At 43.2% G+C, this 23,169-nt stretch carries 20 protein-coding genes; 11 read left to right on the top strand and 9 right to left on the bottom strand.

What is annotated here, in order from left to right; genetic code table 11:
* Positions 1-354, top strand: a 354-nt coding sequence (locus WHS63_RS05740) for a transposase (protein ID WP_445204274.1), incomplete at its 5' end; no start/stop codon positions are given.
* 247 nt (positions 355-601) lie between these two features.
* Here WHS63_RS05740 and secDF read toward each other — a convergent pair.
* A complete protein-coding gene (gene secDF / locus WHS63_RS05745; RefSeq protein WP_445204275.1) occupies positions 602-3,571 on the bottom strand; it encodes a protein translocase subunit SecDF in 2,970 nt (989 codons plus the stop codon).
* Between the two features lie 92 nt (positions 3,572-3,663).
* On the bottom strand, positions 3,664-4,098 hold the full coding sequence (locus WHS63_RS05750; RefSeq protein ID WP_445204276.1) for an aspartyl protease family protein: 435 nt from the start codon (positions 4,096-4,098) through the stop codon (positions 3,664-3,666).
* An 88-nt stretch (positions 4,099-4,186) separates the two neighbouring features.
* Between WHS63_RS05750 and WHS63_RS05755 the strand changes: the two genes are divergently transcribed.
* The 3 genes from WHS63_RS05755 (at position 4,187) to WHS63_RS05765 (ending at position 7,785) form a co-directional block, all read left to right on the top strand.
* A complete protein-coding gene (locus tag WHS63_RS05755; protein WP_445204277.1) occupies positions 4,187-6,064 on the top strand; it encodes a histidine kinase in 1,878 nt (625 codons plus the stop codon).
* Positions 6,057-6,716: a response regulator transcription factor gene (locus WHS63_RS05760; protein WP_445204278.1), complete on the top strand. Its 660-nt coding sequence runs from the start codon at positions 6,057-6,059 to the stop codon at positions 6,714-6,716. Before WHS63_RS05755 ends, WHS63_RS05760 begins: the two co-directional genes overlap by 8 nt.
* Before the next feature lie 136 nt (positions 6,717-6,852).
* Positions 6,853-7,785, top strand: coding sequence for an NYN domain-containing protein (locus WHS63_RS05765; RefSeq protein ID WP_445204279.1), 933 nt, complete (start codon positions 6,853-6,855; stop codon positions 7,783-7,785).
* 37 nt (positions 7,786-7,822) lie between these two features.
* Here WHS63_RS05765 and WHS63_RS05770 read toward each other — a convergent pair whose 3' ends face one another.
* The 4 genes from WHS63_RS05770 to WHS63_RS05785 form a co-directional block, all read right to left on the bottom strand.
* Positions 7,823-8,068 carry a thioredoxin family protein gene (locus WHS63_RS05770; protein WP_445204280.1) on the bottom strand — a complete coding sequence of 82 codons (246 nt, stop codon included), beginning with the start codon at positions 8,066-8,068 and terminating at the stop codon, positions 7,823-7,825.
* Positions 8,069-8,086: 18 nt separating this feature from the next.
* Complete coding sequence (locus tag WHS63_RS05775; RefSeq protein WP_445204281.1) at positions 8,087-8,317, bottom strand: hypothetical protein; 231 nt, start codon at positions 8,315-8,317, stop codon at positions 8,087-8,089.
* Positions 8,318-8,327: 10 nt separating this feature from the next.
* Positions 8,328-9,614 carry a radical SAM protein gene (locus WHS63_RS05780; protein WP_445204282.1) on the bottom strand — a complete coding sequence of 429 codons (1,287 nt, stop codon included), beginning with the start codon at positions 9,612-9,614 and terminating at the stop codon, positions 8,328-8,330.
* 112 nt (positions 9,615-9,726) lie between these two features.
* The gene (locus tag WHS63_RS05785; protein WP_445204283.1) at positions 9,727-10,893 is read right to left on the bottom strand and encodes an ATP-binding protein; all 1,167 of its coding nucleotides are present in this window, start codon (positions 10,891-10,893) and stop codon (positions 9,727-9,729) included.
* A 358-nt stretch (positions 10,894-11,251) separates the two neighbouring features.
* On the opposite strand from WHS63_RS05785, the gene WHS63_RS05790 reads away from it, so the two are divergent.
* The 7 genes from WHS63_RS05790 to WHS63_RS05820 all read left to right on the top strand — a co-directional run bounded on the left by WHS63_RS05790 (position 11,252) and on the right by WHS63_RS05820 (position 17,411).
* Positions 11,252-12,391, top strand: coding sequence for a PcfJ domain-containing protein (locus WHS63_RS05790; protein WP_445204284.1), 1,140 nt, complete (start codon positions 11,252-11,254; stop codon positions 12,389-12,391).
* A gap of 92 nt (positions 12,392-12,483) precedes the next feature.
* Complete coding sequence (locus tag WHS63_RS05795; protein WP_445204285.1) at positions 12,484-12,876, top strand: hypothetical protein; 393 nt, start codon at positions 12,484-12,486, stop codon at positions 12,874-12,876.
* 470 nt (positions 12,877-13,346) lie between these two features.
* On the top strand, positions 13,347-13,529 hold the full coding sequence (locus tag WHS63_RS05800) for a hypothetical protein (protein ID WP_445204286.1): 183 nt from the start codon (positions 13,347-13,349) through the stop codon (positions 13,527-13,529).
* Positions 13,530-14,069: 540 nt separating this feature from the next.
* Positions 14,070-14,387 (top strand): lipoprotein, encoded by a 318-nt coding sequence (locus WHS63_RS05805; protein ID WP_445204287.1) that lies wholly within the window; start codon positions 14,070-14,072, stop codon positions 14,385-14,387.
* Between the two features lie 139 nt (positions 14,388-14,526).
* Positions 14,527-15,168: an HD domain-containing protein gene (locus WHS63_RS05810; RefSeq protein ID WP_445204288.1), complete on the top strand. Its 642-nt coding sequence runs from the start codon at positions 14,527-14,529 to the stop codon at positions 15,166-15,168.
* A complete protein-coding gene (locus WHS63_RS05815; RefSeq protein WP_445204289.1) occupies positions 15,165-16,082 on the top strand; it encodes a Ppx/GppA phosphatase family protein in 918 nt (305 codons plus the stop codon). Before WHS63_RS05810 ends, WHS63_RS05815 begins: the two co-directional genes overlap by 4 nt.
* Positions 16,083-16,247: 165 nt before the next feature.
* Positions 16,248-17,411 (top strand): sigma-54-dependent transcriptional regulator, encoded by a 1,164-nt coding sequence (locus WHS63_RS05820; protein WP_445204290.1) that lies wholly within the window; start codon positions 16,248-16,250, stop codon positions 17,409-17,411.
* Positions 17,412-17,476: 65 nt separating this feature from the next.
* On the opposite strand, the gene WHS63_RS05825 is transcribed toward WHS63_RS05820, so the two are convergent.
* Genes WHS63_RS05825 through WHS63_RS05835 form a run of 3 tightly spaced genes read right to left on the bottom strand, consistent with a single transcriptional unit; the run spans position 17,477 to position 23,150 of the window.
* Positions 17,477-19,531, bottom strand: a complete 2,055-nt coding sequence (locus WHS63_RS05825; protein ID WP_445204291.1) for a DUF5689 domain-containing protein — start codon at positions 19,529-19,531, stop codon at positions 17,477-17,479.
* A gap of 16 nt (positions 19,532-19,547) precedes the next feature.
* Positions 19,548-20,411, bottom strand: a complete 864-nt coding sequence (locus tag WHS63_RS05830; protein WP_445204292.1) for a DUF5689 domain-containing protein — start codon at positions 20,409-20,411, stop codon at positions 19,548-19,550.
* A 21-nt stretch (positions 20,412-20,432) separates the two neighbouring features.
* Positions 20,433-23,150, bottom strand: a complete 2,718-nt coding sequence (locus WHS63_RS05835; protein ID WP_445204293.1) for a carboxypeptidase-like regulatory domain-containing protein — start codon at positions 23,148-23,150, stop codon at positions 20,433-20,435.
* Between the last annotated feature and the right edge of the window lie 19 nt (positions 23,151-23,169).

Consider the following 23,169-nt stretch of genomic DNA (forward strand, 5'->3'; position numbering starts at 1 on the left):
CTGGCGGGCTGCCTGCGAGCCCTCAAGCGAGCTCTGCAGGTGGCCCGCCCTGCTCCGGGGCTTATCCACCACTCCGACCGGGGCGTCCAGTACTGCTCCGCCGCCTACACCGACTGCCTGCTCAGCCACGGCATACTCCCCAGCATGACCCAGGAGAACCACTGCTACGAGAACGCCGTGGCCGAACGCGTCAACGGCATCCTCAAAGACGAGTTCTTCCTCGACCAGACATTCCCCTCTACCCACCTGGCCAGAAAAGCAGTCGATCAGGCCGTGAGTATTTACAACTCCAAAAGATTACATGTATCTTTGGGCCTTAAAACCCCTGATGATGTTTTTATGTGTGTCGCTTAAATCTATTTCTAACCTGTAGACTTATTTCAGGACTAGACATGGGTGATTTTATGAAGGAATGAGGCGGAATAGACGGAATATGTTGATGTTTGAGGAATGTTAAAATGAACAACAAAGCCAAAAATACCATGAATTAACAAATTCAATTGGGCAAATAAAAAAAGGTGAGGCGGAAATATTTTTAGGGGAGATTAGTAAAAGAAAAAGGCGACCGTTAGGGTCGCCTTTTTTTAAGCATCGATATAGATTACTTGTTTTTCTTATCCTCTTTACGTTTCTCTAGATCGTAAGCAATTGGTGCTGCTACAAAAATTGAGGAGTAGGTACCAATTAGAATACCAACGATAAGAGCGAAGACAAAACCACGAATTACTTCACCACCAAAGAAGAACATTGGGATAAGTACAGTGAGTGTGGAGAATGATGTAGAGAATGTACGGCTCAGCGTATCGTTAATAGCGCTATTCATATTCTCCTTCTTGGTGCGTTTGGGGTGCAGACCCATGTACTCACGGATACGGTCGAAAATAATAACCGTGTCGTTAATGGAGTAACCAATAATGGTTAGGATAGCTGCAATAAACGATTGGTCAATCTCCATGTTGAAAGGTACCCTGTAGTAAAGGATTGAGAACAATCCAATGGTGATTAGCGAGTCGTGGAAAAGAGCTATAACACCGCCGGCACTGTAGCTCCAGTACCTGAACCTGATAAGGATGTAAACAAAAATTACTATAAGGGCAAAGAACACCGCAATGTAAGCATCGCGTTTGATATCGTGGGCAATGGTAGGCCCAATCTTAATGGAGCTTTGCTTGTAATCGTGCTGGAAGTCGCTAAAGTTAGCGCCATCGGCCATAAACGGTTTAACACCGAGGTAAACCAATGAATCAACCTCGTTATCTACATTGGGGTCGTTATCGGCTACTTTGTACTTGGTGGTAATTTTTACCTGGTTCGATGCGCCAATGGTTTTTACTTCGGGGGCTTCGCCAAGGTATGTTTTAAGCGATTTGCTTACCTCCTGGGTAGAAACGGTATTCTGGAAGCGAACAATGTATGAACGTCCACCGGCAAAATCGATACCCGGGTTCAAACCACGAACGGCTAACGAAATAATTGCAATGGCAATCAAAGTGCCGGAGAAGACATAAGCCTTTTTACGTAGCCCAATGAAATCGATGTTAACTTTTTGGAAAGCATTTTCCGAAAGTTTGGTAGAGAAAATCATTGGAATGTTGCGTTTTTCCATCCAAAGCAGGAATAGCCTTGTAATGAATATACCGCAGAACATCGAGGTGATAATACCAATCATCAGGGTAGTAGCAAAACCACGGATAGGTCCTGAACCAAACAGGTAAAGGATAACACCGGTTAGCAGTGTGGTAACGTTACCGTCGATAATAGCGGATAGCGCATTGCGGTAACCGTCCTTAACGGCTAAACTCAAACCTTTACCACCTCGGAGTTCCTCGCGGATACGCTCAAAAATAAGTACGTTGGCGTCAACGGCCATACCAAGGGTAAGAACAATACCTGCAATACCGGGTAGGGTTAGGGTTGCACCAAACGATGCCATAACGCCCATGATGAAGAACAGGTTGGTTACAAGGGCAAAGTCGGCTACTAAACCAGCGCTACGGCTGTAGTAAACAACCATGTAAAGCAGCACGATGATGAACGACACAATAAAGGAGTTCATTCCAGAGTTAATGGCTTCCTTGCCGAGCGATGGACCAACCAATTGTTCCTGAACAATATGAGCAGGAGCAGGAAGTTTACCCGACTTTAGCACGTTGGCAAGGTCCTTAGCCTCGTTTATGGTGAAATCGCCAGTAATTTGTGAACGTCCACCCTTAATTTCGGTTTGAACACGAGGGAATGAGTAAACGTAATCGTCGAGCACAATGGCAATGCAACGACCAACGTTTTCGCCGGTCATACGTGCCCAAATACGTGCACCTTCGGCATTCATTTCCATGTCAACCTCGGCTTCGCCCTTGCGATCGCCAAAAGCTTCGCGGGCATCGGTAATGGCTCCACCATCGAGGGGTGCTTTGCCATCGCGGGTGGTTACTTTAAGAGCAATAAGTTCATAGAATACCTTATTCTTGTCCCACTTGGGCGATTTAACTCCCCAACGGAATTTTACATCGGGAGGGAATAATGCCCTAATCTTGGGCATTCTGAGAATTTCATTTACCTGGGCAGTGTCTTTAATATGGGCATAGCCAACCACAGGGCCAGGTGCGGGTTGATTGTTGTATAGGTTAGGCTGCAGAATGCTGAATAAGGGGTAATCCTTAGCCATGTCGGCTGCGGCCTTTAGGGTATCGGTCTTTTCGGTTTCCTTAAGTTTGCTTAGCAGTTCATCCTTCTGCTCAGTGGTTTCATCTTTTTTAGCGGTTTCGGTAACAGTTGGCTGACTTGCCTTATTGATTTCGGCAAGGGTGCTGTTGGCCGCCATAAAGTTGTTGAACAACTCGCTGTACTCGTAGGTTTCCCAAAACTCAAGGCTTGCAGTTCCCTGTAGAAGTTTGCGAACACGCTCAGGTTCCTTAATACCGGGTAATTCGATAAGAATGAGTCCTGAATTCTCGAGGCGTTGAATATTGGGTTGTGCAACACCAAACTTGTCGATACGGTTACGAAGAATGTTGAAGGAGTTATCAATAGCATTTTCGGCTTCCTGCTTCAGCACCTTAAGTACATCCTCGTCCGAAGAATCGAAGTTAATACGACCCCGTAGTTCAGGGGTATTGAAAATTGAAGCCAACCGAGCGTTTGGAGCCACCTGCTTAAAGGCTTTGCCAAACTTATCGATAAAGTGTTCGCTACCGGGCATCTGGGTTGCCAGGTTTAGCGCTTTTACAAAAGCGCTGTCCTGACTGTTGTTGGACAAGGCTTTAACCAAATCGGTAACTGACACCTCGAGCATAACGTTCATACCACCTTTCAGGTCGAGGCCAAGGTTTATTTCCCTTTCCTTACACTCCTTGTAGTTATACTTTCGTACGAAAAGGAAATTGTACACCTGTTCCTGCGACATGGAGTCGAGGTAATGCTCGTACTTCTTGGAATCAAAAATGTTGTTAACCGTTGCATATTCGCGGGCTTTGCTTTCAACCCGCCAGGTTACATAAGTAAACGAAAGCTGGTACAAGCACACCAGCGCTAATGCAATGGCAATAAATCGGATCGCACCTTTATTCTGCATCGTTCTAAAGTATTAAAAAGTTGATAATTTGCCAGTTTTCAAAAATATCGGGCAAATATAATTTTTTTTAACATACAAACAGCCTTTAGCTGTTACTCATTTTCACCTTTAACAGGTTTCAGGTAAATGCGTTTCCTGTGAATGTTTATGCTTGTGGAATTGCGCATCAAAAAATCGCACCCCAGAATGCCTGCCAGCTTAACGTTAGCCATTTGGGAGTAGAGCTCAATGAGGTTACTTAGGTCGGCAACAGCCACTTCAAGGTTAGTGAACTCAATTCCACCAATCCAGACAGAGCTTAGGGTTGCTGTATCGATACTGTTGGTTTGTGACCCAAACCCAATAACCAAACCCTGAGGGTGACTTTTAACTTCAATTTCACCTAATACTGATTGGTCAATTACTGTTCGGGTAGCCCCGGTATCGACCACCAACCAGTAATCTGCATTGTTTACTGAGCACTCAACCAGCCAATGGTAGCCATCTTCGTCAAAATCAATCACCCTAAACCTTATGCTTTTAACCATGCTGTGCAACTAAAAATTTTTCAGCTGAAGGTATTGAATTATTTCATTGTTTCCGTAAATTACAATGCTAAAATTATTTGCCTAAACCATGAACTATAGGAATATTTTATTCAAAAATCTTTTAAAATATTCATTCCAACGCCATTACCTTTTCCTATTTGTTTTAGCATTTACAGCTTTACTTCTTTGGTTTGCAAGCGAGTTGAGCAGGGCAAAGGAATTTAAAAGGGTAACAGTAAATGCTATTGCCCTAAGACTTGAAGGGATAGGCATTAAGCTATCGCAGGTTAACCTGAATCAGAATAGCACATTTAACGATTCTCAATTTCGGAATTCAATAAAACATTTACTTACTGAAAGCGATGACATTAACAGGGTTATTGTAAAAACCGAGAACGAGGAAGCTTTATACTCCCTGGACGATACTGGGAATTTAACAGTTCACTTCAACCAAAACGAAACACAGCTAAAGAATTTGAAATTGTTAAACGATTACACCCTTTTAAGGCTTGCGAATAATGGGGACAATCTGTTTGCTCTGCTTGTTGAAAGGGTTAATCCCGATATAGCGGTGTGGATTGGCGCCGAACTTAAGCTTGCGCTTGGTAACAATATCAGGTTAAACCAAAACGCCAGCCAGTGGGTTGAGTTAAGTAAACCAGTTTCTGTCTCAGGGTATCAGGAAGTTTTGGATAACCAACTCAAACCAAACATTGGCCGAATACTGGTTAGGACTTTTATTGCAATGGTAATAATTACATTGATTATTTTGGCATTAATGTTATTTCAGGTAATGCAGCAGGCAACAAGTCTTGAAAATGAGCTGTTACTGGTTGAAAAGAGTATAACCGAAAACCATGAGATAGAAAACACTAAGGGCGAGTTCATTTCTATTCTAAAGCCAATGGCTTACCGCATCAGGTTTCAGTTCAATGAGCTTAAATCGAACCAGCTTGAGGTTAACGATAGGCTAAATCAGTTCTATAGGGCATCGGTTGATGCCATTGTGATACACCACGAGGGAGTCCCTATTTTTTTCAACCCAGCATTTCCTGAGATGACCGGATACCCAGAGAGCTCCCTATACAGGCTTCGCCTTTTCGATATCATTAAGATTGATGAGGATTTGCTTAATGAGGCCAGGGAAGGACGTCAGCCTACGGTGGAGGGCTTGTTGCGGCAAGACAATGGCAATATGCTTTATGTTGAGGTTCAGGTAAAATCCATTAAGTTCAGGGGTCAAGTAGCTGAATCGGTTGTGGTGCGCGATATTACCCACCGTAAGTTTATGGAGCGTGAGCTGCAGCTGCAACGTATGCGCCAGGTGAAATCGGTAATTGATGGTCAGGAAAAAGAGCGCCAGAGGCTATCGCGTGAGCTACACGATGGGTTGGGACAGAACCTTGTGGCCATAAAGCTTAAGCTCGAAAGCATACCCCACGATATAGATGGCGAACTGAATGCTACCCTTGCACAGGTAAAGCAAATGTTCAATCATACAATTGAGGAAGTGCGGCGCATTTCCAATAACTTAATGCCTGCCGCCCTTAAGGAGTTTAGTTTAGCGGTGGTGCTTCGGAATCTGTGCAACGAGGTGGAAAGCAATTCGGGAATTAGTGTTGGTCTTACCGTTGGTGTTCTGCCGGAACCTATCGACCAACTCCTTAAAACCTATGTATACAGGATAGTTCAGGAAGCCCTTACCAATGTAATAAAGCATTCCGGGGCAAGTAGAGCCAACATTACTGTTTACGCTGACTTTAGCAACCTACACCTGATTATTGAGGATAACGGCGTAGGGTTTAACACTTCCACGCCCACCGATACCGGTAATGGTTTATACAATATGAAGGAGAGGGCAATCCTGCTGAACGGAAGTATCAATATTATCTCCTCACAGGGGAAGGGCACTAAAATAGTTGCCCAATTTCCATTAAAGCCACAAAATCAAACGGTAAATGGATAAGATAAGAGTTGCACTGGTTGAAGACCACCAGCTGGTTCGCGATGGCATCCGATCGCTGCTGACTAACTTGCCAAACATTGAGGTTGTGGCAGAATCGGATTGCGCTAAAACCATGCTTAGCCAGATTGAGGGTGCAAAGCCCGATGTTTTGCTGGTTGATATATCGCTGCCGGAAATGTCGGGGATTGAGCTGGCAAAGGTTGTTACCACCAGCTACCCTGGAACCAAGGTGATAATCCTTTCCATGCATACCGAGCAGGAGTACATTTTCAACTCGCTCCGCAATGGCGCAAAGGGGTACCTGCATAAAAGCATCTCGCGCGAGGAGCTGGTTGAGGCAATTGAGCAGGTTTATGGCGGGAGCGAGTATTTTAGCAAGGAGGTATCGGGAATCATCCTTAAAAGTTACCTCAGGCAAATCAAAAACCCCGAAAGGGTTGAGGAATACGAGGATAAAAAACTGACGCCTCGCGAAATGGAGATACTGCGCATGGTTGCCCAGGGATACTCAAATCAGCTTATTGCCGATAAACTTTTTATCAGCGTTAGAACCGTGGAGTCCCATAAAAATCATATCATGCAGAAGCTGGAGTTAACCACTACTGTCGATTTGGTTAAGTATGCCATTAAAAATGGAATTATCGACCTGTAAACGTTTGCATTAAGATATCGCATTATTTAGATATATTTTTTTTGTGTGAGTGCTAAAGAATTATATTTGCAGCCTCTTTGCACTCAAAGAGACTAGCAGCTAATTAAGTTAATTAACAATCCAAAATCTATTAAACATGGCTCTAAAAAACCAGAGAAAGGATTTGATACGCATTGGCGTGTTCTACGACGGGAACTACTTCCTGCATGTAAGCAACTACTACAACTACTTCCATCAGCGGAAAAAGAGGTTGAATATTGCCGGTTTACATGAGTTTATTCGGCATATGGTTGCCAACGAGGAGGGTGTAGACCCTAATTTCTGCCAGCTGATTGAGGCACATTTTTTCCGTGGCCGCATCAGCGCCCAGGAGGCAAGCCAGCGTGGAAATCAGCTCTACAACGACAGGGTATTCGATGATATCCTGATGTCCGAAGGGGTTATTACCCACTACCTTCCCATTCGCCCGCGTGGTGGACGCCGCGAGGATAAAGGAATTGATGTGTGGCTTGCCCTTGAAGCTTTTGAGCAAACGCTCTACAAGCGCTTTAACGTTCTGGTGCTTATCACCTCCGATGGCGACTACGTTCCGCTTATCCGCAAAATCAACTCGTTGGGAACTAAGGTTATGGTTTTAGCGTGGGATTTTGATTACACCGACGACCAAGGCCGCGAGGTAACCACGCGCACCTCGCAGGAGTTGCTTCGTGAGGTTACTTACCCCCTACCCATGCACGAACTCATTAACGATGGGTTAAAGCGTAAGGATAAGGTGGTTGAGAACCTCTTTGCGGTTCAGGACTACAGCCAGCCCCGTCAGGCGACTAAAGAAACCATTACCGATGAGGAAGCCAAGCGTGCACGCATTTTAAGTGTGAACAATGGCTACGGTTTCATTCAGTATCCGCCCAACAACCTTTTCTTCCACTATCAGGATGTTGAGGATGGTGAGTTTGAGGAACTCATTGAGGGTGATATGGTTGAGTTTGTAATTGGCATTAACGAGAAAGGCCAGGAGGTAGCCAAGCGAGTTCGCAAGGTGCCCGATTACGATGTGAATACTTGGTAGAACTTACATTGAATGCCTGCAAATGCAGGCATTCATGCTATTTGGCCCCTTGCTTAATCCAGTTTACAAGAGTGGGCTTAAGGGGTAATTTCCCCTGAACCTTGACCTCGTTATTTATAACCAGGACAGGGGTTAGCAGCACCCCGTAATCCATAAATTGATTCATATCCGTTACGCTCTCAATGCGCGCCTCAATGCCCAGTTCGTTTACCACCTCGTGGCACATAGCTTCCAGCTTGTGGCAGTTTGGGCATCCTATTCCAAGGACTTTAATCTCAACCATATCATTTTAATTTATTGGTTATAGTCCACATCCCCCGCAGCAGGAACCGCAGGCTGGGGTATGTGAAACATGATGGTGGCTATCAGCCGAACCCTGCTTGGGAGCACGGTATTCATCGCACTCATTTCCGCATTCTGGACACTTGGCTACCATCTTGCTGCATGGTCCAAATGCGGCATCAATCCATTCCGTTTTACTTCCGTTAGCATCAAACTTTAAATTGCAAGCCTTACAGATGTATGTTTCCATTGTTCTATATCTATTTAAACTGATACTTCTCAATAATGTTTGATGGCGGGTTAAAGTAACCAAAGTAAACCCAGGGGTATAGTTTACGTATTTGTTCCATTATTTGTTTTATCCCCAGGGGCTCGCCCTGTCCGTCAAATTCTATTCGGCTAAAAAGCCAATCGGGGTCAATGTTGAAGTTGCGCCACTGTATCATGTTGATACGCGCATATTCAATAATCTCCTTCAGCGCATTCAGCTCTTCGGCCGTATCGGTAATGCCGGGCATTACAAAGTAGTTGATTGACGACCATGCATTAAACCGTCGGGCAATTCTGAGCGACTCAATGGCATCGGCTTGGGTGAAGTTTACCGGACGGATGTATAGGTTATACCATTTTTCCTGAGCTGAGTTCATGCTTACCCTAATGCTGTTGAGTCCAACCCTAAAAAGCTCCTCAACCGCCTTTGGCCTACTACCATTGGTATTCAGGTTAATTATACCCTTTGAGGTTTTTGCTCTTATAGCCTTTATGGCATCGCGTAGCAACTCCCACTGCATCAGGGGTTCACCCTCGCACCCCTGGCCAAAACTCACCACCGGGTTAGGTGCTGTTTCGAGGTGCGGAACGGCTACTCCAACAATTTCATCGACTGTAGGCACAAAGGTAAGCCTGTGCTGCGACTCGTGCACCGGCGATTCACTCCCGTCCTGTTTGGAAATGCACCCCACGCAGCGTGCGTTACAGGTGGGCGAGGTAGGTAACGGAGCCTCCCACCTATTCATCACGTAGTTTCGGGCAGCAGGGCAAAGGTAGCTAAAGGCGCAGTTATCCACCAGGTGGTGGATTAGCCTATTGTTTGGGAATCGCAATTTTAGCTCTTTGCCTCGTTTAATAATAATTTTCTGGTTGAAGTTTTCGCAATCCTGTCGGGTATCGGGGTCGATTCGCAGGGCTGGAACGTAGAACTGTCCGTTGTACCAGCCAATAGCCGTATAGGCGTACAACGGAAGAACAGGAGCATTGGGAGTGTTAGCCCATGCAGCTATGGAGAGCTGGGTGTGGGCCGGTGCAATAAAGGCAGCGCAGGCAATCCCCTGATTGCTTTCAACCAGCTCACCCTTTCGGGAATAGCCTAAAACCTTACGACCGGGAAGCTCAAAAAGTTCGCTGCCATAGGGCAGGGGTATCATTTCGTCGAGGTACAGGGGATAAACATGGTTTCCCGAGCGTCCCGCCGCAAATAGTTTGGGGTTTTCAAATATATTCCCCCTGCCATCGCTGTAAACGGCAAAGGGTTGAATACGTCGAGTCATAGATTTGCTTATTGGCAACAAAGGTAGTAAACATTTTACCATTAGCCGATTTTGAATGCAAAGGGGAAATAGTTAGTGTTTAGAAATGGGGTTTGGGGTAAATTAGCTATTACTAATACAACAAACCAAAATGCCAAAGCGGGATGGTATTTCCAAAACCATATTCAATGTCGTCTTTTACTATATAGGCATTGGAAAGTTTGGAAATCTGTTTATTGCCTTTGCTCTTGCCACCTATTTCAAATTCATTACCTTCTACCTTAAAATCTACTGTTTCAGAAGAAAATACTTTGTGATTTAATTTAAGTTGATTGAAGAAAAATGTTTCTCTGATATTGCCAATATTGGCATGTTCACCACTTAGCATGTAGGCTAAGTTCGGATTGTTCAGGTAAACCTTGTTTACTTTTCCTAGCCTTCTAATACCTTTGGTTTCGTTGGTTAACTCAAGAATTAAGCCAGCTTTTTCAAGATAAGCAAGATAATCAGGTAATAAATTTCTGGATACCCCGATTATATCAGCAATTTTAGAGTAATTTGGTTTAAAAGGAACACTTTCGGAAATTATTTGCAACAAATGTTTTAGTTTATCGATGGTTGAAACCTTCAAGTCTAAATATTTTGGAATATCTACCTCTAATACAGCATTTACAGTTCCTGTTAATCGAATCATAAAATCGTCGTCCTTGTAAAACGGGTAATACCCATGATTTAAGTACTTTTTGAAGTGAATCAAAGGATTTTCGAGTTTTATTTTCACTTTTTGAGAAAGTATTTGGTCAAGGCTATATGCTTCCGTATCTTGCCCTGTTTCGAATATCAAATATTCGCGAAATGATAATCCATTTAAATGATAGGGGACAACACGCCTGCTTAAATCACCAAAACCTTTATAAATATCGAGAATAGAACTACCGCTAAACACAATTTGCAAATCGGGAAAACTATCGTAAATATTTTTTATTTCTTGTGACCAGGTTTCATACTTATGTACCTCATCAATAAATAAATGGCGGCCGCCATACCTATAAAAGTAACCAGCCAATTCGAACAATGTATGGTTTGAAAAATAAATATTATCGAGCGAAACGTAAAGACTTTCATCTATTTTGTTTTCAATCTTAATTTTTTGTAACATTAGTGTAGTTTTTCCAACTCCTCTTGGCCCTGTAATGGCTATAAGTCTTGCATTCCAGTTGATTTTTGGAAGCAAATACCTTGTAAATCCAGTTTTTACCTTATCTGTTAACTCGTGGTAAATGATGTTAAGCTGCTCCATTTTTTTAGGTAAAGTTAATTAATTTCACAATATACTGTGCATTTTATTGTTTATTTGCACAGTGTAATATGCAAAAAATTGAAGCACGCAACTTTTAATGTAATCATTATTTCAATCTTCCTTTGTCAATAAGCTATTAGCAGGAAAGATGCAACATGTGGTTTTGATATTCTGATTTCTGGGCACATTTCACTTTCGGATATCAGGTCTATGTTATGTATAAGAAAAAGACAGACAGCAATATAGTTAAATTATTAACATGTTTAAAATTTGATAGTTCAAACCTTGGTTTCGCACGGTTTAGTTCCTAATTTTAGGTAGGGAGGCAAGGAGTGATAATTTATCATATCATTAGTTTATGCTGGGGAAATCAACTTTGAGCTACGGTAAAGTTAAGGAGCAACACCTTACACGATGGATTTTTTGGAACAAGCAAAACGGCACTACGCCTGAAAAGTTTGTGGTTGAGGTAAGCAATTCCACAGGCACAGTGCTCTCAATTCCTTCGAATTTTAGTTTCCTCAGCTCTGCCGAACATTTGGATACATTCTGTAATCCGCTTGGGATAGATTGGCTACTAAAAGCGTTTCCTTACCCTATTCTTTTCGCACATGCTTTGCTGCTTAAGCCAATTATTGAACGAAGAGTTACCAATCCTTTGGCGCTCGCACAGTTAATAGTTAGCGATGAATTGTCAGAAAAGGTTTCACCACGGATGTTTTACAGGAATGTGTTATCGCAACCTTTTTTCGACTCGTGGGACAAGATAAACGTGGCTTTACTGCTCCTCATGGTTGCTCAAAATGCTCAAACTACACTAGAGCGTATTGAAAAGTTAACATTGCAGTATGCCCGAAATTATCAGTATTTCCGTTACATCAACTTAACCTACTACTGTAAGGTAAAGGCTGATTGCTGCATTGCACATCAAAAACTGAGCGAAATGCTCGAATTGCTATCCAAGGAAAATACTCAAAGTTCAGGTGATGTTAGCCCAATCAGGTTCAATAATAGCTACGACTCAACCCGCGAGTTATTGGCCGGTTTTCACGATTATGCAATAAACCTAAAGTCCTTTCCGAGCTTAAGCAAAAAACCAAAACCACTTTATACTGATAGCTTAACCCTGCCCAAGGGGATTACTCTGATTGATTCGCCTGCGGCTCTTGCTGCCGAGGGCAAAAAAATGCGGAACTGTGTGGCCTCATATACGCGGGAATTAATGGCAAAACGTTCGTTTTTCTTGCATGTCAGCGGCGATGAAAAAGCAACGGTTCAGGTTGAGAAGAACTCAGCTAAACGACGCTTTGAAATCACTCAAATAAAAGGGGTGGCCAATGTTGAGGTGAGCAAGGAAACGGTAAACAGGGTAAGAAAGGCAATTTCAACTTTTGATGCCCAGCGATTTTTCTTCCTTAACTACAGAAAAAAGAGTAACAAGCGCAAAAACATTCAATCCGGCCCAACTCTATTCGATGGACTTGAGGGGTGGGAGTAGCCAAATGGCAAAAATTTCCACTAATTTTAATACCGACAGAATTTGTCGTTTCACCATTTCATATTTGTCATCAAAACAAAATTTTAAAAGCTATGGGTATACAGTATTATGGTATTTGTAAAAATTGCGGCCGACGTTTTAAAATAATGGATGGCGGTGGATTTACTTTTCACATGCTCCGCTGCGATACATGCGGAAAACATAAGTCTGTAAAATTTGAGCAGTTGGGCGAATTACACTTAAGGTATCTTAAAGGTTTGAATCAGCCATATAGCCTTGCTACCGCACACTACGATAGTTTAATCAAGGAACTTTTTCCGGGTGAGCCACTTCCAAAGGATAGTTATGAGGCTGCAATTGAGGAATTTGTGGGCAAATGTAAGTGTGGCGGACAGTTTAGGTTTAAAGCATCTCCCCGCTGCCCGCGCTGTCGTTCTACCGATTTTGAGGAAGATCCTAAAGGGAGTGCATTATTTTACGACTAATCCATTAGACAATAAAAAAAGTGGTTTAACCCCATATTCTTTGGACAGATTTATAAAAATGATTTAGGACACTTTCATTGTCATCCTGAGCGTTAGCGAAGGATCTCAGTCAAAACTAAAAGTGAAAAAAGAGCAAAGAGTTGTTTCGGCTAGCTCAGCATGCAATTGTCTCATGAACCGCGCAAAGGAAAGTATCACAGAGTTACACAGTGATACACAGTGTACTGAATGGCATTCACGAATAACAATACATGAACAACGTACAACCTTTCCAACCCCGTAGGGGCGTAACATTTGTAATCCCATGGCCACTCCCACATGTATAGCGATGCACGCAATACTTTTTCCAAAGTGCAAGGGTGATACGTTGCATCGCAACAGATAGGCAATGCAAAGAGCGATTTACACGTTCTTTCTTGTCTTGATACAAGAAAGAACCAAAGAAAATCAAGGCTGAAAAGCCCGACCCGATGGGTGCCCCGTGGGTGGAACTGCTGCGCGATACAATTCGCCACGCCTTCGGCGTGACTCATGTGGTATCGCTTACTAAGCCCACCACAACGTTCCACCCACGACCCATTGTCGGGTCAGGCTTTTATGCCATTGCCTGCTTCTTCCGCTCCATTCCCTCTAGGGAAAAGGGCTGGAGGTGAGGTAGTTTTCACGAACAACGAACAACGCTTCCAGCCTCGTAAGTGCTAAACACTTGTAATTCCACGACTATTCACACTTGTATAGCGATGCACGCAATACTTTTTCCAAATAGTAAGGGTGAAACGTTGTTTCGCACATAGAAAAACATGGCAAAGAGCGATTACAAGTAAACCAGCTAAAAGGGAAAAAAGGATTTAAGGTACAAAGAGATGCTTCGGCTGGGCTCAGCATGACAAATGTCAAAACTATACAACATTGAATCTTTAACTTCCACGAGGAATATTAAAATTTCTATAAAAGAGTTTAATCGATACGAGTTAAAATGATTTTGTTTCGCCGGAGGCGAAGAAATATTATAAGAAAACTCATTTCCTACATTTGCTATTCATATCAGAAGTTATACATATAAAGGTTTTATTAAATCTTAAAATCTTTTTGTAGGACAGTAGATATTAATTGAATTTATTTCTTTGCCACACCAAGTGTATTAAATCAGTAGAATTTTTTTACTTTTGTGTATAACTTAAAATCTGAAAAACATGAAACGTTTTTTGTTAGGTCTAGTGTTAACTGTAGCACTAACATCATGCTATAAAGGTAATTATACTTTTCCTGTAGTAATTACGGGTAATCAGCAAACTTATAAAGTTAGTTATTTTGACAATAAAGGTATTTGGAGAGATACAGTCATAGTTCCTAATGGTTTTACAATATACAATGAATATAATGATGATTGGAAATTAGATTTAATAGTAATTGGGGACAGTGTTCATGTTTCAGTTTTTAATAGAAATGTGTTAATAAAAGAGTTTTCAGGAAGAGACACGCTCGAACTTCATGAAACAATAAAGTATTAGGATGATTTTTTTGAGCGCGTTTAAGACGCGCTTTTTTATTAAATAGCAGATGTTAAATAAATGAATTTAACACTAATTTTAAAATGTAGACTGTTATTTTCGTTAATTTCAATCATCCTTTATATTTCAACTAATATTAATGAATCAGACAGATATAGCCGAACTTTACAGGCTGGTTAAGGATTTTTTTGAGCACGACACTACCGGGCACGACTGGTGGCATGTTCATAGAGTAACACAGCTGGCAATACATTTAGCCAAGCACGAAAGGGCCGATGTTCTGCTTGTTGAGCCGGCAGCACTTGTTCACGATACCGACGACTGGAAGTTAAAGGGAGGAGAAGGATATCCGAATGCAACCTTAATACTCAAGGCAGCCGGTTACAACAGTAAACAGATTGCTGACATTTTAGGGATTGTGGAGCAGGTGTCATATAAAGGGGCTGGTGTCGATACCACACCACGTAGTATTGAAGCCATGGTTGTTCAGGATGCCGATAGGCTCGATGCCATTGGCGCAATTGGCATTGCCCGGGCTTTTGCCTTTGGGGGCTCAAAGCAACGCCCCTTGTACCTTCCCAATGTGGAACCTCAGTTTCATTCAACCTTTGAGGAGTATAAAACAGCCAAAGGGCACACCATTAACCATTTCTACGAAAAGCTTTTACTCCTGAAGGATAGGATGAACACCGCTACGGCTAAAGCCCTGGCCGAGGAGAGGCATAGGTTTATGGAAACTTTTTTAGAGCAATTCTACAGGGAGTGGAACTATAAAGGATGATTGTAGCTATTATCGATATGGGCACCAATACCTTTAACTTATTGGTGGCTCAAACCTCTGGGAAAATTCTTCATGAGAGCAAGTTGCCTGTAAAGCTTGGCGAGGGCGGTTTTAGTAGCGGTAGTCTTACACCCGAAGCCATGCAAAGGGCTTTTAAAGCTATAAACACACAACTAATTACTGCAAAACGCTTAGGCGCTAACCGTTGCTTCGCATTTGCCACGTCGGCTGTGCGCGATGCGTCGAATGGGCAAGAGTTTGTAGATGAGGTTAAGCAAAGGTTCAACATCGATGTTGAGGTTATTGATGGTAATCGGGAAGCTGAGCTGATATGGAAGGGGGTAAATGCAGCTGTAAGTTTAGGTAAAAGTCCAGCAGTTGTGGTTGACATTGGAGGCGGTAGCAACGAGACCATTTTAGCCAACTCGGAACAAATATTCTGGTTGCAAAGCTTTAACCTTGGCGTTACCCGAATTGCCGAGGGTTTCCCAATTTCCGATCCCATTACTACCCATGAGCTTGAAGCCATTGAAAACTACATGCTTCAAACAGTTGAACCATTGTTACTGGCGGCAGCAAACCTAAATCCTAGGGTTATGGCTGGTAGTTCAGGTGCGTTCGATTCCTTCAGAAAAATACTAGCGCACAAAGGGATTATTCATGACACATCAAAGTTTTCGGCCGAGATACCTGTTGATGAATACTTAAATCTACATCACTTTTTTGTTACGTCAACACACGCCCAAAGGCTTGCACTGCCAGGGCTTGACCCTATAAGGGTCGATTTGATTATTCCAGCATCGATATTTGTAAACTTACTGGTACAGAAGCTTGGCATCAAAAGGATGTTTCAGTCCGATTACGCCCTGAAGGAAGGATTTTGGGTGGAACTAAGTAATAAGGATAAAGGGTAAAGGGTAAAGGATAAAGGATAAAGGATAAAGGATAAAGGGTTCTCCTACCCGTTCTGAAATTACGAATTATAGGATTGAAACGAGCAGTTTTTAGGGTTTTGGGGCTGGAACTGTTAGCTGGTAACATCTAACTATTTTTTTTATCTTTACACCAAAATACTGGTTATGTCCAAAATATTGGTAATTGACGACGAAAAGGCTATTCGCAATACACTGAAAGATATCCTGGAGGTTGAAGGGCATAGTGTTGATGTTGCCGAGGACGGCCATGCCGGACTTGAGATGTTTGATAATGGTGCCTATGAGCTGGTGCTTTGCGATATCAAAATGCCGCAGATGGATGGAATAGAGGTGCTTGAGAAGTTACAGGAGCGTCAGCCCGATGTACCCGTGGTAATGATTTCCGGACATGGTAATATCGACACGGCTGTTGATGCAATCAAAAAGGGGGCATACGATTTCATTGAAAAACCTCTCGATCTTAACCGCTTGCTAATTACCATTCGGAATGCAACCGATAAAACAGTTCTGATTCAGGAGGCAAAAACGCTTAAGCGAAAGGTTTCCAAGGCTTACGATATTGTAGGGCAATCGCCCGCAATAGTAAAGGTTAAGGAGATGATTGACCGCGTGGCACCCACCGAGGCTCGTGTTCTAATAACTGGCCCCAATGGAACTGGCAAGGAACTGGTAGCCCGCTGGTTACACGAGAAGAGTAACCGGGCAGCCATGCCGTTTGTGGAAGTTAACTGTGCTGCAATCCCTTCGGAATTGATTGAGAGCGAACTTTTCGGACATGAGAAAGGCGCATTTACCTCGGCCATAAAGCAGCGGAAGGGTAAGTTTGAGCAGGCCGACGGTGGTACCCTATTCCTCGATGAAATTGGCGATATGAGCCTTAGCGCCCAGGCAAAAGTGCTTAGGGCTTTGCAGGAGAATAAGATTAGCAGGGTAGGCAGCGATAAGGATATTACTGTAAATGTGCGTGTAATTGCTGCAACCAATAAAAACCTTACGCAGGAAATTGAAAAGGGAAACTTTCGCGAGGATTTGTACCACCGCCTTAGCGTTATAATTATTAATGTGCCGCCCCTTTGCGACCGGCTAGAGGATATACCCCTCCTTGCTCAGCACTTCAACGAGCAGATTTGCGCCGAGTATGGTATCCCACCCAAGATTATTAACCCCGATGCCATTGAAGAGCTTCAGAAGCTCAAATGGACTGGGAATATTCGTGAGTTGCGAAACGTTATTGAGCGTTTGATCATACTTTGCGATAAGCAAATAACCGGTAACGATGTTAAAGCCTTTGCCGGGCCAGTGTTTTAGGGTAATGGGAGTAAGCAAAATAATAAAGGCCGGGGAAACCCGGCCTTTTATTTTGATAGTAACGATTATTGCAAGGTGAAAACTGCTATGTTATCAACATCAAAGGTTGTTGAAAGCGTGTTGCTACCGGTGTATTTAAAACCAATATAGGCATCACCTGCAAAATCATTAAGTTTTATCAATCCTGAATTTACCCATGTGTACTGGCCAACCGATTGATTTGCAATTGTTGCATCGAGTTTTGTCCATTCAGCAGTCCCAGGGTTAGTTCCGTCATAGTTCTTGGATATGTATACCTCAAGGGTAGCATTAGCCCAGAAGGAATACTCGGTATCAAATTTAAAGAAAACGTCTTTCCCGCTTGGAATGGTAATTTTTGGTGAAATTAACCAGGCAATATTACTACTTTCGTTTGACTGGAAAGCACTCATTCGTGCATATACATTTCCACTATATTGCTTAGCATTCCAAACCTTTGTTCCGGCTACAGCAATGGTTTGCCAACCGTTAATGCTGATTGGGCTATTTACCGTGGCCAGGGTGAAGTCCTGATTCAAAATGAAATTTTTGTTCAACCTAGGTTCAATTAAGCGAACCTCCCCAACTTTACGGATGGTAAGCTGAAAATCGCTGTTGTACTTTGTAAGAATAGCTGTGATTTTACCACGGCCAGTTGGCAGTTGAACTCCAGCAAAGTTTGCATAGTTACTTGTTCTAACAATAATGGTTTTGCCGGTTGCCACCTCTTCAAGTATTCTATTTGTAGTTGAAGCGCTTTCAGCATAGGTTTTACCCATCTCGTAATCGGCAAATTGAACTCCTGACAGGGTAACAACCTTGCCAATTAAATTGTTGCTTAGCTGACCAATAGAGGTTTCAGTTACGCTAACCTCGTTGCCGGTACTAATTACAAAAACATTTTTGTAGAAATCGCTTGCTGCAAGCCTTCCTATTTGACCACCAAAATTGCCGCCAAGCTGTATAACACCACCGTAGGTGCCCATATAAAGATCCTTACATTTTACCCTGATTTTAGTGCCCACGGGGAAATCGGCATATAAACCGGCAACATCAACCTTAAACTCAATGGCAGCCGTTTCATCTTCAATAAAGAGCTGTTTGTAAAGGTTTCCTGACTCATCGTTTGCCGTAACAACCCCTTCAATAACTAAATCGTATGGTATTTGATATAGCGCAGAACCATCATAGAAGAGCTTAAGCTGTTCTATGGTAGTGTTTTTAGCAGGCACCTCTGAACCAAATCGGGGCTGGTTAAATTTAACATCAAGGGTGTCGCGAATAAGGAGCTGGTAGGTGCTACCAAATATGCTTAGAACACCGGTTATAGAACCACTACCGGTTGGAACTTGATCCTTGGTAAATTTTGCGTAACCGCTATTTCGCAGAATGATTTGGTTACCATTCTGGTCAACAAGTATACGGTTTGTATTCACACCGGGAATACTATAGGTTGCGGCAGGGTTCCAGAATTGAACACCCTCAAGCTTAACAAGCTTTTGCACCTTATCAGTGCTTAAAGTTGGGATGGTGATTGTTTCTGGATTTAAGCTGATTTTTTCCCCGGTTACCTGAATGGTTTTGGCAACTGCCGAGGGGTCGATACCTGTAACCTTGAGTACACCACCATCGGTATAGCCCAAGCCTATTTGGTACATACCGTTATAGTTGTCAATAGCCAGATTATCAACTTTAACAAGCACTCTTTTACCGGGTTTTAGTCCGTAGGTAGCGTAAATGTCACTTGTGTTTATCTTTAGTTCAATACCTCCGGTTTCATCGGCTATGGTTACGGTTTCATAAAAGTTCCCGGCTGAATCGCTTGAGAGCACATAGGCATCAACAAATATTCCTGAAATGGAATCTCTCTGGTTTTCATCGTAAACGTTCTTCCAGAATCCAGCCGGAGCAACATCTTTAATTAGCGCTGGTGCTGTATTGTAAAGCGTCTTTAGCTGAGCTATGGTAATACTCTTTTCCCAGGTGGCAACCTTGCTGTATACGGGAGGTGTATCAAAATCTTCCTTTACACAGGAGCCAGTTACTAATACTAACCCAGCAAGGGCCAGTATGGCAAGTACTATAAAATATTTCCTTTTCATATACATCTTCTCCCTTTTACTGTTGACACCTATCGTTTGTAAAATTGATATCGTTTAAATCGCGCATAAGCAGCTGGTAAGTTCCCTTATAGTAGGTTAGAATACCTGTAACTGTTCCATTTTTGGTGGCAATTGTTGTACCTGCAAAGCGTGCGAAGCCACTTGTGCGTAGAACAACTGTACTTGGGTACGTTTGTGAACAGGCAACCAGGGTATGGTTAACCGTAACCTTGTTAACGTTATCGGCATAAGTATAAGTTGTATCGGTAATTGGCGACAGGGTATCCTTTATTTGCACATTATCAAACTTTACCAATTTACCAATGTTAACCTGCGTGAGCAAGGCAGGGGTCATGGATAATGGGGCAACGTCAACAAGCTGTTTCCCCTTTTTGAATACGTGCATTTTAATTATTGGATCACCTTCCAACCCGCTAATTTCCCAGTTTCCATTATTATTGTATATGGAACCAAGCTGTATTTGCCCACCGTAATCGCCAAGGTAAAGACCATTGCAGTATACCACAATTTTTTGACCGCGTTTGTAATCGTTATATAGCGATGTTTTATTGAGCTTTAGCTCAATTGCACCTGTTGCATCCTGAATGAAGATGCTTTTGTAGAAATTGCCTTCCTTATCGTCGGAAGTAACAACACCTTCAATGATAATTGAATCGCGCTGGAAGAAAGTGTTTTCGTTTAGCTGGTACAGTTCCCCAGGGTACATGGCCTTAAGCTCAGCAATGGTAGTATTGGCTACAAGCGTTGTTGAATCCACCCTGGGCTCTACCTCATCGTATGTGAAATCCACACATCCGGGAGCTGATAACATTAGTGCTCCTGCTGTTAGGATTGTGAGTATAAGTGCTACTTTTCTCATCTTAACCAATTTAATTCGTTTTTAAAATCTGAGACCTAAAATCAAGAAGTATGTACGACCAAAACCGTAGAAATACTTGGGAGGGAACTTGTCTGAAGTTTGCTCGGTAATTGAGTAGCGGGCCTGTTCAAACCCTCCGGTTCTGAAATCGGTTTTATCAAGAATATTTGTAACCTGGAAGTTAAGGTTAATAAAGTACGATTTATACCTCCACGATTTTCCAATATTAGCATCGATAAGCATGGCCGAAGGCATTTTTTCCTGTCGGGTTAGCGCATCGCGCCGGGGGTCGTTGGGCTCAAGTCCCTGTAAGGCTTCAGCGGTACGCTTGCCAGGGGCAAAATCAATGTAGGAATGATCGTAGTAGCTAACCTCGGCACCCAAAAACCAGTACTTAGGCGATGCATACCTTAAACCTAACATTGCTGCAGTTTGAGGCGTGTTAGGTACATAGAAATTCTTGATGTAAACAACCTGATCCTGCTGCAGCACTGTTCCCAGGTTATCCTGAGTAACCGTTGCCAGAGGTCTTGAGGTAAACTGGTATGAACCCAGCGAGGCAGCAGTATTAAGGGTTAATGTTGTGGAAAGTTTAATTTCGGCTCCAACTTCAACACCTCTGTGAACTTTCTCTATCCCACGCATGGTGTAGTTTATAAAGGTGCGATAGGTATCGTCGTAAAACGATTTGAGTTCGGTTTGATCCATGAACTTTGTGTAGTATGCCGATACTCTGGCTTTGATGTATGGGGTACGAAGGTTGTAGTTTACATCAACAGCGGCAATTCGCTCGCTGGTTAAGCCCGGAATTACAAAGTTACTGGTACGGGGCGAAATGTATGAATTACGGAAGAACGGAGCCCGGGTAAGGTAGGCAAGGTTAGCATCGAGGTAGTGGCGACCGGTAATTTTCCACGTAGCACCGGTTTTTACCCCATAGTTATTAAACACTTGCTTTGGCGAGTCGCCCTTGGAGTTATCGGGGAAGCGGCCATTCCGCATGTTCCCAGTACGCCAGAACTCGCTATAGCTGTAGTTTGCTCCGGCATAAATATCGATACGGTTTAGGGTGTAGTTTGCCACTGCCCATAGGTTTCCGTTGTTTACGTTGGCATCGTAGCTGTAGCCAAAGGTATCGCCAACCTTAACCTTACGGTTCGGATTATCCAAGTCGTTCTGAGCGAGGTTTGGGTTATCAAAGTAATCGCGCTCAACAAACTGGTCAATGTCCAACCAGTACTGGCCACCCAGCAAATCGTCCATTCGTTTATAGTTCTTTCCCTTATAGATTGACGCATCGATTCCTCCATTAACCTTAAGTTCCGGAAGGACGCTCCAGTTCACCACGCTCGATAAAGTAAGCTGGCGTGAGTCAGTAATTCTGTTTTCAACAATATACTTTGAGCGAAGGCTGTCGTTGGCATCCTTGCTGTTGTAGTTTACCTGGTACATGTAATCCCAATCAAGCTGTCCAACCGATGGATCATTCCTGAAAGCATCGGCTAACTGGCTTACAACTGCAGGATCGGAATCAACCCAGTAGCTGGGGAGTTTACGGTAGTAATCGGGGCGGGGATCCTGAGCATCGTACCAGTTAAGGCCGGTTGTTTGGTATGTGCCAAACGAGAATCCAGCTGTAGAGGTCAGCTTCAGGTTTGAGTTAATATCCCAGTAGTGGTTAAGAATAAAGGTAGGCTCTTGCTGGAACCTAACGCGAGCGTTGCGTTTTTCGCCGTTTTGGTAACCCCAGTTGGGATTGTAAAAGTTAGATCCGGCAAGGTTATTGGCCTCATCGGTCGATACACCCTGCATGGCCCTTTTTATTGGTGCATTAAAGGTAGTGAATGCAACGGAGTGCTTATCGTTAAATTTCTTTTCAATGCCAATAAAGTAAGCCCATGCATCGTAGTTGGTACCTTCAACATAACCCTCTTCAGCCCAACGGCGCGAACCGCTTAGGGTGAAAGCAACCCCATTCTCCATTAACCCGGTTGAATGGGTAAACATGAGCCTGTTGGTGTAGGTTCTATTGCTCGATGCGTAAGAAATACGTGTTCCGATACGTTGCTGCGATGCCCGTACATTCAGGAAGGTTGCACCGCCAAGCCCGCCGAACGACCAATCGGTTGGAGTTAACCCATTTCTCGACTCCCTGTTTCGGGTTACATCGTTTAAACCGCCCCATGAACTCCATCCGGCAAAACCGCTTTCAGGATCGTTAACAGGAACACCGTTCATGAACAATAGCGAGTATTCCGGTTCGTATCCCCTAATATTAAAGCGGGCTGCGCTAAAAGTAAACGAAGCAGCTGAGGAGAAAGCATCGTTTTGCGATTGAAGTAATCCGCTCACGGCTTGCCCTTTCGATTCGCTCTCGAGGTCGTCGAGCGAAACTGTCACCTCGTTAAACGTTGCGTAAGCATCGTCGGGTAAACCTCTATTCATTGTAACATCGGGCAGTTGAAGATCGCCTTCAACATTTACCTCATTTTCAACCGTTTGGTACCCGGATAGGATGTAGTCAATGATGTACTTGCCTGCCTGAAGACCCGAGAACTGATAGTAGCCGTTAGCATCGGTGGTTGCGGCTTGGTTTATTCCCACCACTTGTACGGTTACACCGGGCAAAGCACTACCGGTTTGGGAGTCCTTAACGTACCCGCTCACATTGTATTGAGCCAGTACAGTGGTTGTGCTGTAAAACAACCCAACCATTAACATTAAAAGTAATCGCCTCATTTAAATATTCAGTTTCAGT

The sequence above is a fragment of the Tenuifilum sp. genome (assembly GCF_037481895.1).
Classification (GTDB): Bacteria; Bacteroidota; Bacteroidia; order Bacteroidales; family Tenuifilaceae; genus Tenuifilum; species Tenuifilum osseticum.

Excerpts from the sequence above, each read along its gene's own strand:
- secDF (WP_445204275.1), bottom strand. The coding sequence starts at position 3,571 with ATGCAGAATAAAGGTGCGATCCGATTTATTGCCATTGCATTAGCGCTG.
- WHS63_RS05750 (WP_445204276.1), bottom strand. The coding sequence starts at position 4,098 with ATGGTTAAAAGCATAAGGTTTAGGGTGATTGATTTTGACGAAGATGGC.
- WHS63_RS05755 (WP_445204277.1), top strand. The coding sequence starts at position 4,187 with ATGAACTATAGGAATATTTTATTCAAAAATCTTTTAAAATATTCATTC.
- WHS63_RS05760 (WP_445204278.1), top strand. The coding sequence starts at position 6,057 with ATGGATAAGATAAGAGTTGCACTGGTTGAAGACCACCAGCTGGTTCGC.
- WHS63_RS05765 (WP_445204279.1), top strand. The coding sequence starts at position 6,853 with ATGGCTCTAAAAAACCAGAGAAAGGATTTGATACGCATTGGCGTGTTC.
- WHS63_RS05770 (WP_445204280.1), bottom strand. The coding sequence starts at position 8,068 with ATGGTTGAGATTAAAGTCCTTGGAATAGGATGCCCAAACTGCCACAAG.
- WHS63_RS05775 (WP_445204281.1), bottom strand. The coding sequence starts at position 8,317 with ATGGAAACATACATCTGTAAGGCTTGCAATTTAAAGTTTGATGCTAAC.
- WHS63_RS05780 (WP_445204282.1), bottom strand. The coding sequence starts at position 9,614 with ATGACTCGACGTATTCAACCCTTTGCCGTTTACAGCGATGGCAGGGGG.
- WHS63_RS05785 (WP_445204283.1), bottom strand. The coding sequence starts at position 10,893 with ATGGAGCAGCTTAACATCATTTACCACGAGTTAACAGATAAGGTAAAA.
- WHS63_RS05790 (WP_445204284.1), top strand. The coding sequence starts at position 11,252 with ATGCTGGGGAAATCAACTTTGAGCTACGGTAAAGTTAAGGAGCAACAC.
- WHS63_RS05795 (WP_445204285.1), top strand. The coding sequence starts at position 12,484 with ATGGGTATACAGTATTATGGTATTTGTAAAAATTGCGGCCGACGTTTT.
- WHS63_RS05800 (WP_445204286.1), top strand. The coding sequence starts at position 13,347 with ATGGGTGCCCCGTGGGTGGAACTGCTGCGCGATACAATTCGCCACGCC.
- WHS63_RS05805 (WP_445204287.1), top strand. The coding sequence starts at position 14,070 with ATGAAACGTTTTTTGTTAGGTCTAGTGTTAACTGTAGCACTAACATCA.
- WHS63_RS05810 (WP_445204288.1), top strand. The coding sequence starts at position 14,527 with ATGAATCAGACAGATATAGCCGAACTTTACAGGCTGGTTAAGGATTTT.
- WHS63_RS05815 (WP_445204289.1), top strand. The coding sequence starts at position 15,165 with ATGATTGTAGCTATTATCGATATGGGCACCAATACCTTTAACTTATTG.
- WHS63_RS05820 (WP_445204290.1), top strand. The coding sequence starts at position 16,248 with ATGTCCAAAATATTGGTAATTGACGACGAAAAGGCTATTCGCAATACA.
- WHS63_RS05825 (WP_445204291.1), bottom strand. The coding sequence starts at position 19,531 with ATGAAAAGGAAATATTTTATAGTACTTGCCATACTGGCCCTTGCTGGG.
- WHS63_RS05830 (WP_445204292.1), bottom strand. The coding sequence starts at position 20,411 with ATGAGAAAAGTAGCACTTATACTCACAATCCTAACAGCAGGAGCACTA.
- WHS63_RS05835 (WP_445204293.1), bottom strand. The coding sequence starts at position 23,150 with ATGAGGCGATTACTTTTAATGTTAATGGTTGGGTTGTTTTACAGCACA.